This window comes from Micromonospora sp. NBC_01699 (assembly GCF_036250065.1).
In the GTDB taxonomy this organism is placed as follows: domain Bacteria; phylum Actinomycetota; class Actinomycetes; order Mycobacteriales; family Micromonosporaceae; genus Micromonospora_G.
Genome location: NZ_CP109199.1, coordinates 5,834,376 through 5,847,548, shown reverse-complemented (window position 1 = coordinate 5,847,548; position 13,173 = coordinate 5,834,376). Strand labels below are relative to the sequence as shown.

General features: G+C 68.6%; 13 protein-coding genes and 1 pseudogene. 6 read left to right on the top strand and 8 right to left on the bottom strand.

Annotated elements, in window-relative coordinates:
* On the top strand, positions 1-843 hold the full coding sequence (locus OG792_RS23635; protein ID WP_329102353.1) for a hypothetical protein: 843 nt from the start codon (positions 1-3) through the stop codon (positions 841-843).
* A gap of 722 nt (positions 844-1,565) precedes the next feature.
* Here the strand turns inward: OG792_RS23635 and OG792_RS23630 are convergent.
* Entirely contained in the window at positions 1,566-1,760 is a 195-nt protein-coding gene (locus OG792_RS23630; RefSeq protein ID WP_329102351.1) for a hypothetical protein, read from the bottom strand.
* 230 nt (positions 1,761-1,990) lie between these two features.
* On the opposite strand from OG792_RS23630, the gene OG792_RS23625 reads away from it, so the two are divergent.
* Positions 1,991-2,209: a winged helix-turn-helix domain-containing protein gene (locus OG792_RS23625; RefSeq protein WP_329102349.1), complete on the top strand. Its 219-nt coding sequence runs from the start codon at positions 1,991-1,993 to the stop codon at positions 2,207-2,209.
* 237 nt (positions 2,210-2,446) lie between these two features.
* Here the strand turns inward: OG792_RS23625 and OG792_RS23620 are convergent, their stop codons facing one another.
* From OG792_RS23620 to OG792_RS23600, 5 genes are all read right to left on the bottom strand, one after another.
* Positions 2,447-5,239: an ABC transporter substrate-binding protein gene (locus OG792_RS23620; protein ID WP_329102347.1), complete on the bottom strand. Its 2,793-nt coding sequence runs from the start codon at positions 5,237-5,239 to the stop codon at positions 2,447-2,449.
* 272 nt (positions 5,240-5,511) lie between these two features.
* The gene (locus OG792_RS23615; protein ID WP_329102345.1) at positions 5,512-6,123 is read right to left on the bottom strand and encodes a hypothetical protein; all 612 of its coding nucleotides are present in this window, start codon (positions 6,121-6,123) and stop codon (positions 5,512-5,514) included.
* A gap of 59 nt (positions 6,124-6,182) precedes the next feature.
* Positions 6,183-6,821, bottom strand: coding sequence for a hypothetical protein (locus tag OG792_RS23610; protein WP_329102343.1), 639 nt, complete (start codon positions 6,819-6,821; stop codon positions 6,183-6,185).
* A 14-nt stretch (positions 6,822-6,835) separates the two neighbouring features.
* On the bottom strand, positions 6,836-7,096 hold the full coding sequence (locus tag OG792_RS23605; RefSeq protein WP_329102342.1) for a hypothetical protein: 261 nt from the start codon (positions 7,094-7,096) through the stop codon (positions 6,836-6,838).
* 87 nt (positions 7,097-7,183) lie between these two features.
* Positions 7,184-8,035, bottom strand: coding sequence for a hypothetical protein (locus OG792_RS23600; protein ID WP_329102340.1), 852 nt, complete (start codon positions 8,033-8,035; stop codon positions 7,184-7,186).
* A gap of 21 nt (positions 8,036-8,056) precedes the next feature.
* On the opposite strand from OG792_RS23600, the pseudogene OG792_RS23595 reads away from it, so the two are divergent.
* The 3 genes and pseudogenes from OG792_RS23595 to OG792_RS23585 form a co-directional block, all read left to right on the top strand.
* A pseudogene (locus tag OG792_RS23595) lies at positions 8,057-8,491 on the top strand (DUF5937 family protein); the annotation flags it as partial.
* Positions 8,477-8,791 carry an ArsR/SmtB family transcription factor gene (locus OG792_RS23590; RefSeq protein WP_329111387.1) on the top strand — a complete coding sequence of 105 codons (315 nt, stop codon included), beginning with the start codon at positions 8,477-8,479 and terminating at the stop codon, positions 8,789-8,791. The pseudogene OG792_RS23595 and the gene OG792_RS23590, both read left to right, overlap by 15 nt.
* A gap of 363 nt (positions 8,792-9,154) precedes the next feature.
* Positions 9,155-10,084, top strand: a complete 930-nt coding sequence (locus OG792_RS23585; protein WP_329102337.1) for an ArsR/SmtB family transcription factor — start codon at positions 9,155-9,157, stop codon at positions 10,082-10,084.
* Positions 10,085-10,164: 80 nt separating this feature from the next.
* On the opposite strand, the gene OG792_RS23580 is transcribed toward OG792_RS23585, so the two are convergent.
* Positions 10,165-11,811, bottom strand: coding sequence for an amidase (locus OG792_RS23580; RefSeq protein ID WP_329102336.1), 1,647 nt, complete (start codon positions 11,809-11,811; stop codon positions 10,165-10,167).
* On the bottom strand, positions 11,811-12,110 hold the full coding sequence (locus tag OG792_RS23575; RefSeq protein WP_329102334.1) for a hypothetical protein: 300 nt from the start codon (positions 12,108-12,110) through the stop codon (positions 11,811-11,813). Before OG792_RS23575 ends, OG792_RS23580 begins: the two co-directional genes overlap by 1 nt.
* A 240-nt stretch (positions 12,111-12,350) precedes the next feature.
* Between OG792_RS23575 and OG792_RS23570 the strand changes: the two genes are divergently transcribed.
* On the top strand, positions 12,351-12,860 hold the full coding sequence (locus OG792_RS23570; protein ID WP_329102332.1) for an O-acetyl-ADP-ribose deacetylase: 510 nt from the start codon (positions 12,351-12,353) through the stop codon (positions 12,858-12,860).
* Positions 12,861-13,173: the final 313 nt, after the last annotated feature.

The following is a 13,173-nucleotide window of genomic DNA, read 5'->3' as shown; positions in this document are numbered from 1 at the left end:
ATGCAAGGCTTCGACGAGTACGCCACCCTGGCCCGGCACCTGCACCAGCTCCAACGCACCGGTGAGCGTACGACCGCGCAGGCCGCCGCCCGCCGGGACAACACCGACGCGGCGATCGACCAGCTCGGGCAGCGGCTCACCATGCAGCAGCAGCGGCTGGTCGAACTCGCCCAGTCGATCGGCGAACCGGTGCCGCAGCTCAACGCGCCACTGCCGCCGCTGACCGTCGCGGGTCATCTCGGGTCACCGATTCGTCAGGGCGGTGAGCAGGAGGAAGTGGGCGGTTCGGCGTACCCGGAGCTGCCCGTCGGTCCCGACCGGGTGGCGCTTACCGCGACGCCCGCGTCGTCGCCGGCGGTGCCCGGCCCGAGGCTGCCGACGACGGGCGAGGACGGGCCACCGGTGCAGCCGTTTTCGTCCCCGGCTGCGCCGGTCAACCCGGACGCCGAGCTGGACCTGGCCCACCGGGCGGCGGCGGCCGCCGACGAGGCCGCCGAGCAGGTCGAGGAGCTGGCCCAGCAGCCGGCGTTGCTACCGGCCTCGTCGCCGTTCAGCCGGGCGATAGTGGTCTACGTCGGATTCATCGCCGCCGGCAACCTGGCCCAGGCCGTGCTGGCGCTCATCGCCAAGACGGGTGCCGTCGACGGCTTCACCCTGTACGCCTGGACGCTCGCCGGGCTGCCGGCGGTCACGTTCTTCGCCGCCTACTTCGCGCTCGGCTCCTGGGGCCGGGCCCGGATCGGGATCAGCCGCCCAGCCAGGTACGCCAAACTCGGCTTCGCCCTCTGCTTCGTTGTCATGGCCATCACCTCCTGCTTCTGGACCACCCTGTTCGGAGTCTGAACCGACGTCCGTACGCGGTACGCCGACCGTGGTGGTGCTGACCTCGGCGGTGTGCAGGAACGCGGTCAGTTCGTTCGGGGACATCCCCTCGTCGTCGAGCAGCCCGACAACGAGCATGGCCTGGGCGGCCACGCTGGTGGCATCCATCGGTACCGGCGCGCGCTGACCGAGCGCGGAGTGGATCAGCGACTCGGCGGTCACCGGGTCGATCTCGACGCCACCGGGGTCGTACCGCTCGCGGACGTTCGCCACGAACCGGATGATCGGAGCGTTGTCCTGGCCGGGCCGGAACCGGCGGTCGATTGCGAGCAGGAACACGGCGTCGAGCAGTTCGGCGTACCGCCGCCAGCCGGTGTCGTCGAAGCGGCGCAGCCGGTGCCGGTGGTCGCGTACCCGGCCGGTGGCCAGGTCACGGATGGCGGCACCGTACGGGGTCAGGCGGTCCACGGGCGACTGAACTCCTTCCAGGCTTCCTGGCGCCAGCGGGCCATGAAGCCTCGCCAGCCGCCCCAGGCTGCGGTTGTCCGGCGGCACGGCGTCGCGGAATCGGGAGTAGCGGGCGAGGGTCTGCTCGGCCTGGTCGCGTTCTGGACCGGGGCCGGGCCGTCCGCAGGCCAGGCATACCCCGGTGTACGGACAGACGGCGTGCCGGTCGATCGTGCGCCGCGCCTCGGCGGCTCGGGCCTGGGCGTATCGGCTGTAGTAGGTCTCGGAGAGGGCGTTCACCCGCCTGCCTCCGCGACCTGCTTGATCGGTCGCGCCCACTGGACATCGAGACACGGGTACGCCTGCCCGCAGGAGCAGCTGGCGACCGCGACCCGCATCGGGGCGTGGGCCGACAGGACGTCCCGGACGTCGTCCAGATCCTCCTCGGAGAGGAAGTCGGGTGGTGGGGGTTGGGGTGGGGTCTCGCTCACCGGTTTTGCCTCCCGTCGTCGAGTTGCGGGCAGGTTCACGCACCCGGCCGACCAGGGAAAACCGATCGGCCGGGCTCTGTGCGGTGGGGACCAACTCCGTGGTTTGCAGACCTGGGAGTCGGACAGAGGTAGGCATATATAACAGGCAATGTACGCGCAACCCTTACTTGCTATTGGTTGCCATACAAGGTGCAGCGTGATCAAATGGGGGGCAGGCCTGGGAGTGACCTATGCCCGCCAAGCCCAAATGGGCGCAGATCGTCGACAGCATCCGCGCCCAGATCGAGTCCGGAGAGCTTGCTCCCGGCGACAAGTTGCCGTCCACGTCACAACTCTGCGCGCAGCACGGTGTGTCCGCGATCGTTGTCCGACAGGCCATAAACGCGCTCAAGATTGAGGGCTTGGTGGAGGGCGTCGGAGGTGTTGGCGTCTTCGTCGCCGAGCGGTGACCGATGCTGTGGCCGCCAACTATCCCCTCTGCCGAGGGGCAGTGGGTGGCCACAGTGACTGGTCCTCGCTAGTGAGGCGCGGCAGCCAGGACCTCCCGTTGGCGCGAGCGCTCGACGCCGTGCGGTGCCGTGCCGTGCCGTGAGGACGGTCGACGGGCGCGCGACTTCCGATCCGCTTACGACTCGTTGGCCAGGATCGGATCTCCTTCCTAGGTCATTCCGGCACTCGGGCAAACGTCAGCACCCCGCGCCCACGACCTGTCGCTCGTAAAGTCGACCGCACTGAGCGACGATCTTCTGCTTCCCCGATCCAGCCTCCACGGTGGCGAGGAGAATCGGACGGTCCAGGGCGTGATGGCTGTCTGCACCCCCGTGGAGCTTGACGTACCCACTCGCCCCGTCGAAGCCCGGTAACCGTTCCAGGGCAAACAGGACGGCCCCTCGGTCCAGGTCATTGAACGACGATGACTGGGTGGCAACGTTTTGCATCCTGTCGGCTGCCTGCGCCGCTCTCATCAAGGCTTCCGTCGCATCGGCCGCGAGAGCGGCGTAGGTCGCGGACGGCTGCCTGTTGATATCGAGGCCAGCCAGTCCGAGTCGTTGGAGCAACTGTTCGAATCGGCCGCCGAAATCTGTGTGATGCATTTCTGGTACGGTTTCCCAGCTGGCCGGCGAGGCAAGTGGCATGTAGAGGAGTCGAATCCGTTTGTTCTGCGCAAGGTGGACGGCGTTGTCGTCAACGTATTCCGTGACAGCATCACCGGCCAGGATGGTGGCGCCGTGGCACTGCGATTTGGACAGCAGATCCACGAAGGTGCCGAACTGACTCGACCGGCCGGCGTAGAAAATAAGGTCTGGCCCCGTGGCTTCGACGCAGATCCTGGAGATCTCCGGCTCCAGACTTGCGGCCCCCGAATAGCGAACCTGCCTGACCGGACCGCCGAAGAGCTTGACGAACTGTTCGCCGAGGTGCTTCCCGTACAGGTCGGACACGGTACTGTCGGCGAACACCGTCGGGGAGGTGGCGGCTCGTACGCCATGCTCCGGGAAACCTTGTCGGGCCCATCCGACGGCCCGTTTCGCCAGTTCGCTGTTTGGTGGAGCAAGCGGGAAGAAAGACGGCGCGTAATCGTCGCCGAATTTCCCGAGATCGTCGTAGGTCGCGGCGGTGCCGATCATCGGCAGTGCCCGTTGACTGAGGATCCCGATCGACTCGTGCACCTCCTGTCTGCTCTCGTTGAAGCCGACCACCCCGACGATCGACGGGTCGACCTGCACGCGGTCCAGAATGGCGGCAGCAGCCTCCTTGGCGAACCGATGCTCCGCGCCCGCGTTCACCACCAGCAACCGCATCAGCAACCGGGTACCGTCTTTGCTGTCCTCGATGAGGCGCTTCTGCGTGAGCGTGATACCGGCCAGTTCTCCGTGTATGTCGGCGAGCAGGTCATGCGCACCCGCAGCCGCGCTGTCCGGCACGCTGAGCGCGCCCACGTACAGGATCGTGACACTGCGCTGTCCCGACTCGTCAATTTCGGCGTTATTCTCATTGATCTCGTTGGTCACCGTGTCGAGTCGGTCATGGAACGAGTAATCACCATCGGTGATCCCGATGCACTCGCCATTTTTCATCCGTTTGATGTCTGGCGCGCAGTTTCGAATCGCCGAAACCGCGATGAAGCCCAGCGGGACAATCAGCAATGCGACGATCAGTATCGCCGGAATGGCCTTACTCGCGAGAAGCGGCCGGCGGCGCGGTGACGGCGGTGGCAGCAGATAGTTTTCGAAGAAATGACCGTCCTCGTTCTCGATTTCCACCAGGAGGGTCCGCTGTGAACCAATTGCACGGTCCCTGTTGAAACCACGCCGCGAGTAATCCCACGCCTCGCCGAACCTCTCCGGGCGAACAGGTGCCGCTGAGGACGACCGCGACCGGTCCGGCACCCTTGGGAGAACATCGTCCCGAGCCATCGCGACGACGACCAGCGGATCGGAGATACCGCACTCCTCCCGGACCCGTTCGATGAGGCGAACGAGCCTGCTGTCCCCACCGTCGGTGAGAAGTACGGGATAGGTGAGACGCGCCCAGGTGACCCGTCGCCATAGTTTCCAGATCCGTCGCTCGTACCCCTGGCGGAGGTCTTCGAGGAACGCGTTTACGAGAAGACACTCGATCGCCTCCTCGGGCGATGCCGAATCCTGGCTCCCGGTCCTTTCGGTCGACCCTCCGCCGTCGTCAGGGTGCCCGTCGGAAGGAGACTCGGCCAGCGACCGTAGTTCCATCACGGACCGGGCAAACTCCATGAAGCCGCGCCGCCGGGTTTCGGCCGGCTGCCCCCACCCGTAGGGTTGGCGCCGAAACCAGCGGTACACCCACTGACCGGCCCAGGCGCGGGACCGCCAGAGGAGGTGAAGGGCCCCTGCGGCGACGCCGGACACCACGGCCAACAGAGCAGCCCCGGTGCCCAATTCGGTGCCCGTGGCAAGCCCGACCGCCGCAGCGAGAGTCAGCCAGGGCGGCAGAATCGATTCGGCGTACGCGCGCACATTGCCCCAAAAGTCCGACCATCCCTCGCCGGGATTCGGGGAAAGTTGCCGCTTACGCTCCCGCACCTCATGCTTGTACGCGTTCTCGTCTTCCGGATTCGACACATCGAGTAACCAGAGCACTTGATTCAGCAGCGGAAACCGCAGCCGGGCCTCGCCTCGTGGCGCTTCCGCTGCCAATTGACGGGAGACAGCGCGGAGCTGTGCCGCTAGGGTTTTGTAGGCAACGCCCGCAGGCCATTGTCCACGCACGGGCACGTCCGCGTAGGGCGTGCCCTGGCATTGACGCCTGATGGCTTTCCTTGCCTCGGCAATGGCATCGTCAGGGCCGGAGATAAACAAGACGGGACTTGGACGATCACCTTGGCGCCAGGTGGGCCGCGAACGTATCCGATTGAACGTCTCGAAGAATTTTTCCACCCCTTCACGAGGAGATCGCTGTCGGGGGATCTTGTCGGCGGGCGGCGGCGTAACCGCGTGCGGCACTGGGACTCCTCGTGCAAGAGACGATCAAGCACATTGCGCGCCACAATGATCACGGTCATTGATCAACGGCGTCCCGGTCGCGCACTCACCGTGGCATGTGCCCCATCTTGATGCCTGCAACATCGATGCACAAGGCCCGAATCATAAGGTGTATACACTTGGTGATCAAACAACGAAACGCGTCCCATCGGCCGGGCTTGGTGGCCTGGTCACCACGAGCAGTGCGAGCGCGAATCATTGGACGCCTGGGCAGGCGCAACCACTGTGGCTCGTCAGATGCTCGCCCGGTAGGCGCGCAGGTCCTCGCTCGCGCCGCGCAGCAGGACGGCGCTGTCGTAGACGCTGTCCCGAGCGCCCGACATCGCATCGTGCGTACGCCGAACAACATCGGCACGGCCGCCGTAGATCAGGACCATCATCGAGTCCTGGCTGTTGCGCATGCTCGCCGCTACCGCGTTGAGCTTGCCCGCCGTCTGCTCGATCTGTTCCAGGACCTGCTCGATCCCCGAAATCACCTGCCCAGCGATGCCACCCGAACTGCCGTGGGCTGTCCGTACACTGCCACGGCGGGAATGACCCGTGGTCGCAGCTGTCAACCGGATGGAACCACGGTCGGGGGAGGCCGTTTCACCGGTGGCGGTGCTGCCGGCAGCAGCAGCCTGGGCCGACTTCTCTCGCTGTTCGCGCCTGAGGTCGATCGCGGTGACCACGATGGCCTTCGCTTGTGAGCCGATCAGGCCCCCGGCCACAGTTCCGCCGATGGCGGCGACTGCGGGGGAGATGGGGATACCGAGGCGGGTAGCGGCCAACCCCAAGAGCATCCCGACTCCGGCGCCACCCCATTCGAGCAACTTGCCGAGGCTTTCCTTGGCGCTCTCGTACATCAGCCGCCGTCTGAAGGGGCGCTCCTTCGGCTCTTGTCGTTGCCCCTTTCGGCGGTATCTCACTGCGGAACCAGCGGGTCGAGCAAGGCACAGCCGGTCGCGATGGCCATGGGTAGGTTCAGGGCAACCTCACGGGCGACACTCTCGGGTGTGAGGTCAAGGGCATCACCCCCGTCCGCGACATGTTCCGAGTCGTCCGCGTAGAAGGCGCAGGCATCCCAAAGGTTCGCGTGCAGGTACGCAAACGACCACTGCATGTAGACCGTATTGGAGACCGCGACCTTCGGCTGGCCGCTGTGGCCGATGCGATGGAGGTGAGGCTCCTCAGGCGTCGAGCCGAGCCCTTCCCCGAGGGGAAGGAGTTTGTGGTGGCGGAAGACGGGTTCGAGGTTGCCTTCCGGGTCGAACTCGACCAGCAGGCCGCGCGCGAGCAGGTCCTCGACGATGTCGGCGGCGCGTGGCTCGGGCCTGGGTGCGGTCTGGAGGAGCTGGATCAGGGACTTCCGGTTGACCGCCAGCTTGGCGTGCCGCTCGGCGTCGACAAAGGCCGCCGCCCACACGGCAGCCTCGGTTTCGGTCAGCTCCACCAGGTCGTCGCCGAGGTGAATCTCGTAGCACTCCGGGGTCGGATCCGGTGGGCGTACGTAACGGTAGCGCGGTCCCATGGAGAGCCCGACGGGCACGATGACGGTTGGCATGACGTACCCCTTGGTCAGAAGCTGGCGGCGTAGCTGTTGGTGGCCTCGACCGCGCCCTGCGCGAGCGTGGTCGCCTCGTGCAGTTTTTGCTTGGCCTGCTCCATTCGGGACAGTGCCTCGCCGACGCGCGAGTGGCTGGTGCCCTGGGTGAGGCTGCGCAGCAGCGCGGTGGTCTGCTCCAACGAGTCCGCGATGCCCCGGATGGTGGCTGCCTGCTGGCTGGTCTCACTGCTGAATCGGGCCACGCCGGCCTTGATTTCCTCGATCGACGCCATGTCGACCTCCTCCCCGGTATCGGTCGCTCTTCCCCGAGCAGACCGTACCGGACCCGGCACGGTCGGTCAGTCCCGCCGCGACCGCCGTCACCAGGCCGACAGAGTGGAGCCCCGCTGGTCGGCGGGCGCCCAGCGGTGGACTGCGGCGGCGGCGACGAGTGTGCCGGCGGCGAGCACGCTCCACAGGGTCGCCGGACCGAGCACCAGCAGCGCGCTCAGGACGGCCGGCGCGGTGGCCTGCCCCACCCCGGTCGACAGTTGCCACCGGGTCAGCGCCCGGCCGAGCAGGTGCGGCGGCGCGGTCGCGGCCACCAGGGCGGTGCCGCTGCCGGTGTAGATGATCTCCCCGGCGGTGTAGGCGACCACCACGGCGGCGACGGCCGCCGCGCCGGCCGGGCCGCCGAGGGTGCCGGCCGCCCAGAAACCGGCGTACGAGACGGCGAGCACCACCCCGGACAGCGCCAGTACGGAACGTCGCGAGTAGCGGCCCAGCCATCCGACAACGCTCACCTGCGCGGCGACAACCAGCACCGTGTTGCCCACAAACATGCCGGCCGACCAGGCGGCGGAAACGTGCAGGTGGGCCGTGACCAGCACCGGGAGCACCACTTCGAGCACACCGAAGCAGAGCGCGTACGGCAGGTTGGCGACCGCGAGGACCGTGATCCGGCGCAGACCGCCGACGCTACCCAGCCCCGCGCGGCGTGACCCGGCGAGCCCGGCCGTCGGCCCGTGCGACAGCCGGATCGACGAGACCAGGGCGGCGGCGACCAGGTACGCCAGCGCGGTCCCCGCCGCCAGCACCCGCAGTGCCCCGGTTCCGCCGACCACCGTCATCGTGGCGACCAGCGCGCCGACGCCCAGTCCGGCGTTGCGCAGTGACCGGGTGGCCGCGAGCGCGGCGTCGCGGGTCCGGTCGTCGGTGAGGGCGGCGACCACGGCGGTGTTGGCCAGCGGTCGCCGTCGCCGTTGGCCGATCCGGCGGAGGCGGCGCGTACCCGGGAACTGGCGGCGGCCCGGGGCCCGCGCCAGGCGGCGTTCGCGGACCGGTTGCTGACCGACCCGGCCACGGTTCGGGCCGGGGTACGTGACCTGCTGGAGCGCTGCGAGCGGGAGTTCTTCGCCGAGGCGTGGCGGCGGGTACGCGACGAGTTGGCCGCGGACGCGCGTCGGAAATCCGACCTGTTGGTCCGGCACGGGCTGGCGGCCGCGCTCGGCGCGATGTCACCGGCGGTGGTGTTCGACGCCGCCCGGCAGCGGATAGTCATCGACAAGCTTGCCGACGGGAGCACCGGCGCGACCGACGACGGGTTGACCTTCAGCCCGAGCGTCTTCGGCCGCCCGCACCTGCTCGTGGTGCACGCGCCCGGCTGGCGGCCGGTGGTGCAGTATCCGGCCGGCGAGCCCGGTTCGGCCGACCCGGTGCCGCTCGATCTTGTCCAGCGGCGGCTGCACGCACTCGACCACCCGGTACGGATGCGGCTGTTCCGTACGCTGGCCCGTGGCCCGCACACCACCCGTGAGCTGGCCGATGCCTGGCGGTTGACCGATCCCGAGGTCTCCCGGCACCTGGCGGTGCTGAGAAAGGCCGGCCTGGTCAGCACCCATCGTGCCAACCGGTACGTGCAGTATCGCCTCGACCTTTCCGCCACCGCCCGGCTCGGCGTCGACCTGATCGAGGCCATCCTGCGCTGACGGTACGCCGGCGGCCCGCTCCCCGGCCGATACGCGTACGGCCAGCGGCTGGTCCGAGCCCGAGACCCATTGGTCCGTTGTGGACAGGCCGACTGATCACGTCCGGTGCCGGGGCAGCCTACGGGTGCCCTCCAACGGATCGGTTGCAGAATGATGCACCTTTCGGGGACGGTCGAAATGCCGGCGGCGCGTTACCCCTTGTCGCTCCGCGCGCCCTCCGTAATACTTGTCGAACTTTATCGGCACGCCAGCCAACGGGGGGCAATCGTGCTGCATATCCATTTCACTGCGGAAGATCTGGCCAGGACACGTGTCGCGACTACCTGGGGTCCGCTCGGCGAGACACTGCTCAGCCTGTTGACATTGCACGGACCTGCAACGCCGAGTTTGTTCGGCGGTTGGCGCGACCGGGTCCGTCGTACGTCGAGCGCGCTGACCCATCCGGCCGTGGTTCCGCCCGATGACATGATCGGGGAACTGTTCCCGGTCAGCGGTCCGGCCGACACCTTCGAGGAAGGGTTGGAAGCCCTGCTGAGGGCACGCGCCGAGGGGTCCTGTCCGGAGTTGGTCGAGGCGGCGCGGGTCGCGGCGGTTGGCGGCGGTGGTGCGGTTCGCCGGCCGAGAGCGCGGGGTGGCTGGTCGGTGTCGGGCCGGGTGGACCGACGTGATCTCGTGCGCTTTCTCTGCAAATACCATCAGGCGGCGGTCGCACCGTACTGGCCACAGATCCAGTCACGATTGCGGGCCGAGCACGCGACCTATGCCGGCACCCTGGCCGCGTACGGAGTGGAGGCGATGTTCGCCGGGCTGCCGTCGGGATTCAATTGGCGCTCACCAATATTGGAGATTGGTCGGGGAACGCCTGTCAATGATCTCGTACTCGACGGACGTGGTCTGCTGCTGGTGCCGTCGGCGTTCTACCCGAACACACCCGGCATCGTCACTGGCACCGACGACCGGGCACCGGTGGTCCTGTTCGTGCCGGTCGTGCGTACGGTCGCGGACGCGACGGCCATGCTGACCGCACCGGGCGCCGGTGCGATGTCGAAGGCGCTGGCGGCGTTGCTCGGCCGGACCCGGGCCAGCGCCCTCGAAGCGGTCGCCCGTGGTGCCTGCACCACCGGTCAGCTCGCCGAGCGGCTCGCCGCCTCGCTGGCCAGCGCCAGCGAGCACGCGACGGTACTGCGCCGGGCCGGCCTGATCAGCACGATCCGGCAGGGCAAGGCGGTGCTGCACGTACTCACACCCCTGGGCGCCGACCTGCTCAACGGCACTCCGCGCCCACGCCACTGACCCGAAGCCCCGGTCACCGCCGGAAAGGGCGGTGACCGGGGAACCCTCCGTACACCGGTCTCAGTGACCGGCGGCGGACCTTACTGGGTCAGGACGGCGACCTCGTCGGCGGTCAGGCGGTGGGTGGCCGCGGCGGTCCGCGCCGCGGCGGCACCGGCCGGCGGGTTCGGCGGCCGGCGCCAGTGCCAGTCGGTGACCGCCTGGTACGCGGCCACCAGCGACAGCAACCGGTCCTCCCCGTACGGGAGTCCGCCGAGGATCGCGCCGATCGGCACCCCGGCGGCGCTGAACCCGATCGGGAAGGCGATCTCCGGCAACCCGAGGATGTCGAACGGCACCGGTCCGGTCTGCACCACCACGTCGCAGGTCTCGAAGAGCTGGTCGAGCACCCGTTCCATCAACACCAGCTTGGCCCGCTGGCCGGTGATGAACTCGTTGCCGCCCATCATTGCGCCCTGCAACCAGCTTGTCACCGACACCCCGAACCCGCGCAGGTCGGTCCGCAGGTACGGCATGAACGGCTCGCTGCGCTCCGGCAGCCGTACGTTGTTGAAGTTGTTGCCGGTGAGCAGGTCCCAGTCTTCGGGCAGGGTGACGTCCACCAGCGTCGCGCCGGGGATCGCACCGAGCGTGGCCAGGTACGCCTGCTGGGCCAACGCGGTCGCCGAGGTGCCGCTGCCGTAGCCGGGCAGTACGCCGATCCGGGTCGGCCAGCGCAGCTTCAGCGTGCCGCCGTCGTAGAGCGGGGTGGCGGCGCCCAGCAGGTTCGGCAGTTCGGGCAGGCCCTGGCTGCGCGGGTCGGCCGGGTCCTCGCCGGCCATCGCGGTCAGCATGATCGCGGCGTCCTTGGCGTCGCGGGCCAGCGGGCCGGGATGGTCGCGGGTGTAGCTGAGCGGGATAATGCCGTTGAGCGACACCCGGCCCATGGTCGGCTTGAGCCCGGTCAGGTTCTGCGCGTTCGACGGGGCGGTGATCGAACCGCCGGTCTGGGTGCCGATGCCGGACGACACCAGCCGGCCGGCGACCGAGGTCGCGGTGCCGGTGGACGAGCCACCGGGGTCGGTGCCCGGATTCGTCGGCGTCCAGGCGTTGACCGTGGTGACCACACCGGACGGGGTGGTCGCCCGGGTGGTGGCCAGCGGACCCATCTGGGTCTTGCCCATGACGATTCCGCCGTTGACCTTCAGTTTGGCGACCGCCGTCGCGTCGTACGGCGGCACGAAGTCCTGGAACAGGTAGGAGTTCGCCGTCGTCGGCACCCCCTCGGTCCAGTAGTTGTCCTTGATCGCCAGCGGGATGCCGTGCAGCGCACCCCGGTGCGGCCTGCGGGCCGCGGCCCGCGCCGCCTTGACGGCCGCGTCCGCGAGGACCACGTTGAATGCCTTGTACGTGCCCTCGTACGCCTCGATCCGGGCCAGGTACGCCTCGACGAGCCGCTCCGGGGTGAGCTTGCCGGCCCGGATCAGCCACGCCGCCTCGGAGATGGTCAGCTCGGTCGGATCGGCCACCGCCTCCGGCCGGGGCTTGGTGTAGGCGCTCGGCACGTCCAGCGCCGGGTTCCATTTGACCGGGTTCCCACCCGAGGTGATGCCGGCGTCCGGGGCGGCGACCGCGATCGCCGGGAGCGCGATCGTGCTGCCGACGGTGGCGGCCGCGGCCAGGGCGGCGGTACGGGCGAGGAAGGCGCGGCGGTCGACCGTACGGTCCTGGGGTTGGACGTTTGTCATCAGTTCCGCCATTCGGTGCTGATCGAGGGGTAGAGCATCGGTGCGGCCTGCTGCGACAGTGCCTTCGCGAGTGCCGGTGCGGTTCCGGCCGGCGCCGGAAGCTGGTACGCGGCCAGCGACGTCACCGTGCTCCGGACGAACGACCGCAGCGAGGCGAGTACGGAGTCCCGTCCGGGTGATCCGGTCACCGGGTCGGCGGTGGTGCCGGGGGGAAGCTGGTCCAGATCTATACCGAGCGAGGCGAGCCGGGCCCGGATCAGGATGTCGAGTTCGGAGTCGGTCGGCGGTGTGGGTGCCATGGTGCTCCTCCGCTTGGAAACGTTGCCCCACTCTCGGATCACCCTGTGTCGCCCCCATAACCCCAAGATCACATACCCGTGAACCGCCCGCGCCCAAAGCCCGTTGATCTAGGGCAAATACGTGCTTGTTGATCTTCAACAGCCACCATTCGCCCTAGATCGCCGGAGCGGGGGGCGGGGGGAGGGGAGGGGGAGGGGAGGGGTGGGGGGTGGGAGGGGGGAGGATGGGGGGATGGGGGGATGGTGAGGGTTGAGGTTGTGTGGGGGGATGTCACTGCGGAGGATGTGGATGCGGTGGTGACGGCGGCGAATGAGTCGTTGCTCGGTGGGGGTGGGGTGGACGGGGCGATTCATCGGGCGGCGGGGGCTCGGTTGGCTGAGGCGGGGGCGGCGGTTGCGCCGTGTGATCCGGGTGATGCGAAGGCGACGCCGGCGTTCGACCTCGATCCGCCGGTTCGGCACGTGATCCATACCGTGGGGCCGGTCTGGGAGGGCGGCGGACACGGCGAGGCCGATCTTCTCGCCTCCTGTTACCGGCGCTGTCTTGAGGTGGCGGACGAACTCGGCGTACGCCGGATCGCCTTCCCGGCCATCGCGACCGGGGTCTACGGATTCCCGCCCGAGCGGGCGGCCCGGATAGCGGTCGACACCATCCGGGCCACGCCGTCGCGGGTCGAGCTGATCCGGCTGGTCGCCTTCGACGAGCCGACCCGCGACCTGCTGCGCGCCGCGCTCGACGGATCTCGGTAGCGACGACGCCGCCGTCGGCCGACCCGATCGGGGCGGGTCACCCCGGGTGTGGTGCCGGCGGTCGGGTGCGCGGTGCAGTGGCGGCTCCAACTACACCGCGCCGACCTCGGGCACGGAGATCTGCAACGCCGCGCCTCCCGTTCTTAGTTTGGATGCCAAACTATTGACACGAGCAATAGATTCATGTGAATCTGCTGAGGTAGGGCCGGTGCGGGAGCCAGCTGACCGGTGCGGGGGTGACGGGCAGCCTCCCGCGTACTCGTTCCACGCCTTCCGCCTTCGCGCGTGCTCGCGTACGGCCCCACGGTTCCGT

What these genes read in the sequence shown, in the direction of transcription:
- OG792_RS23635 (WP_329102353.1), top strand. Translation starts at nt 1, where the DNA reads ATGCAAGGCTTCGACGAGTACGCCACCCTGGCCCGGCACCTGCACCAG.
- OG792_RS23625 (WP_329102349.1), top strand. Translation starts at nt 1,991, where the DNA reads ATGCCCGCCAAGCCCAAATGGGCGCAGATCGTCGACAGCATCCGCGCC.
- OG792_RS23615 (WP_329102345.1), bottom strand. Translation starts at nt 6,123, where the DNA reads ATGTACGAGAGCGCCAAGGAAAGCCTCGGCAAGTTGCTCGAATGGGGT.
- OG792_RS23610 (WP_329102343.1), bottom strand. Translation starts at nt 6,821, where the DNA reads ATGCCAACCGTCATCGTGCCCGTCGGGCTCTCCATGGGACCGCGCTAC.
- OG792_RS23605 (WP_329102342.1), bottom strand. Translation starts at nt 7,096, where the DNA reads ATGGCGTCGATCGAGGAAATCAAGGCCGGCGTGGCCCGATTCAGCAGT.
- OG792_RS23580 (WP_329102336.1), bottom strand. Translation starts at nt 11,811, where the DNA reads ATGACAAACGTCCAACCCCAGGACCGTACGGTCGACCGCCGCGCCTTC.
- OG792_RS23575 (WP_329102334.1), bottom strand. Translation starts at nt 12,110, where the DNA reads ATGGCACCCACACCGCCGACCGACTCCGAACTCGACATCCTGATCCGG.
- OG792_RS23570 (WP_329102332.1), top strand. Translation starts at nt 12,351, where the DNA reads ATGGTGAGGGTTGAGGTTGTGTGGGGGGATGTCACTGCGGAGGATGTG.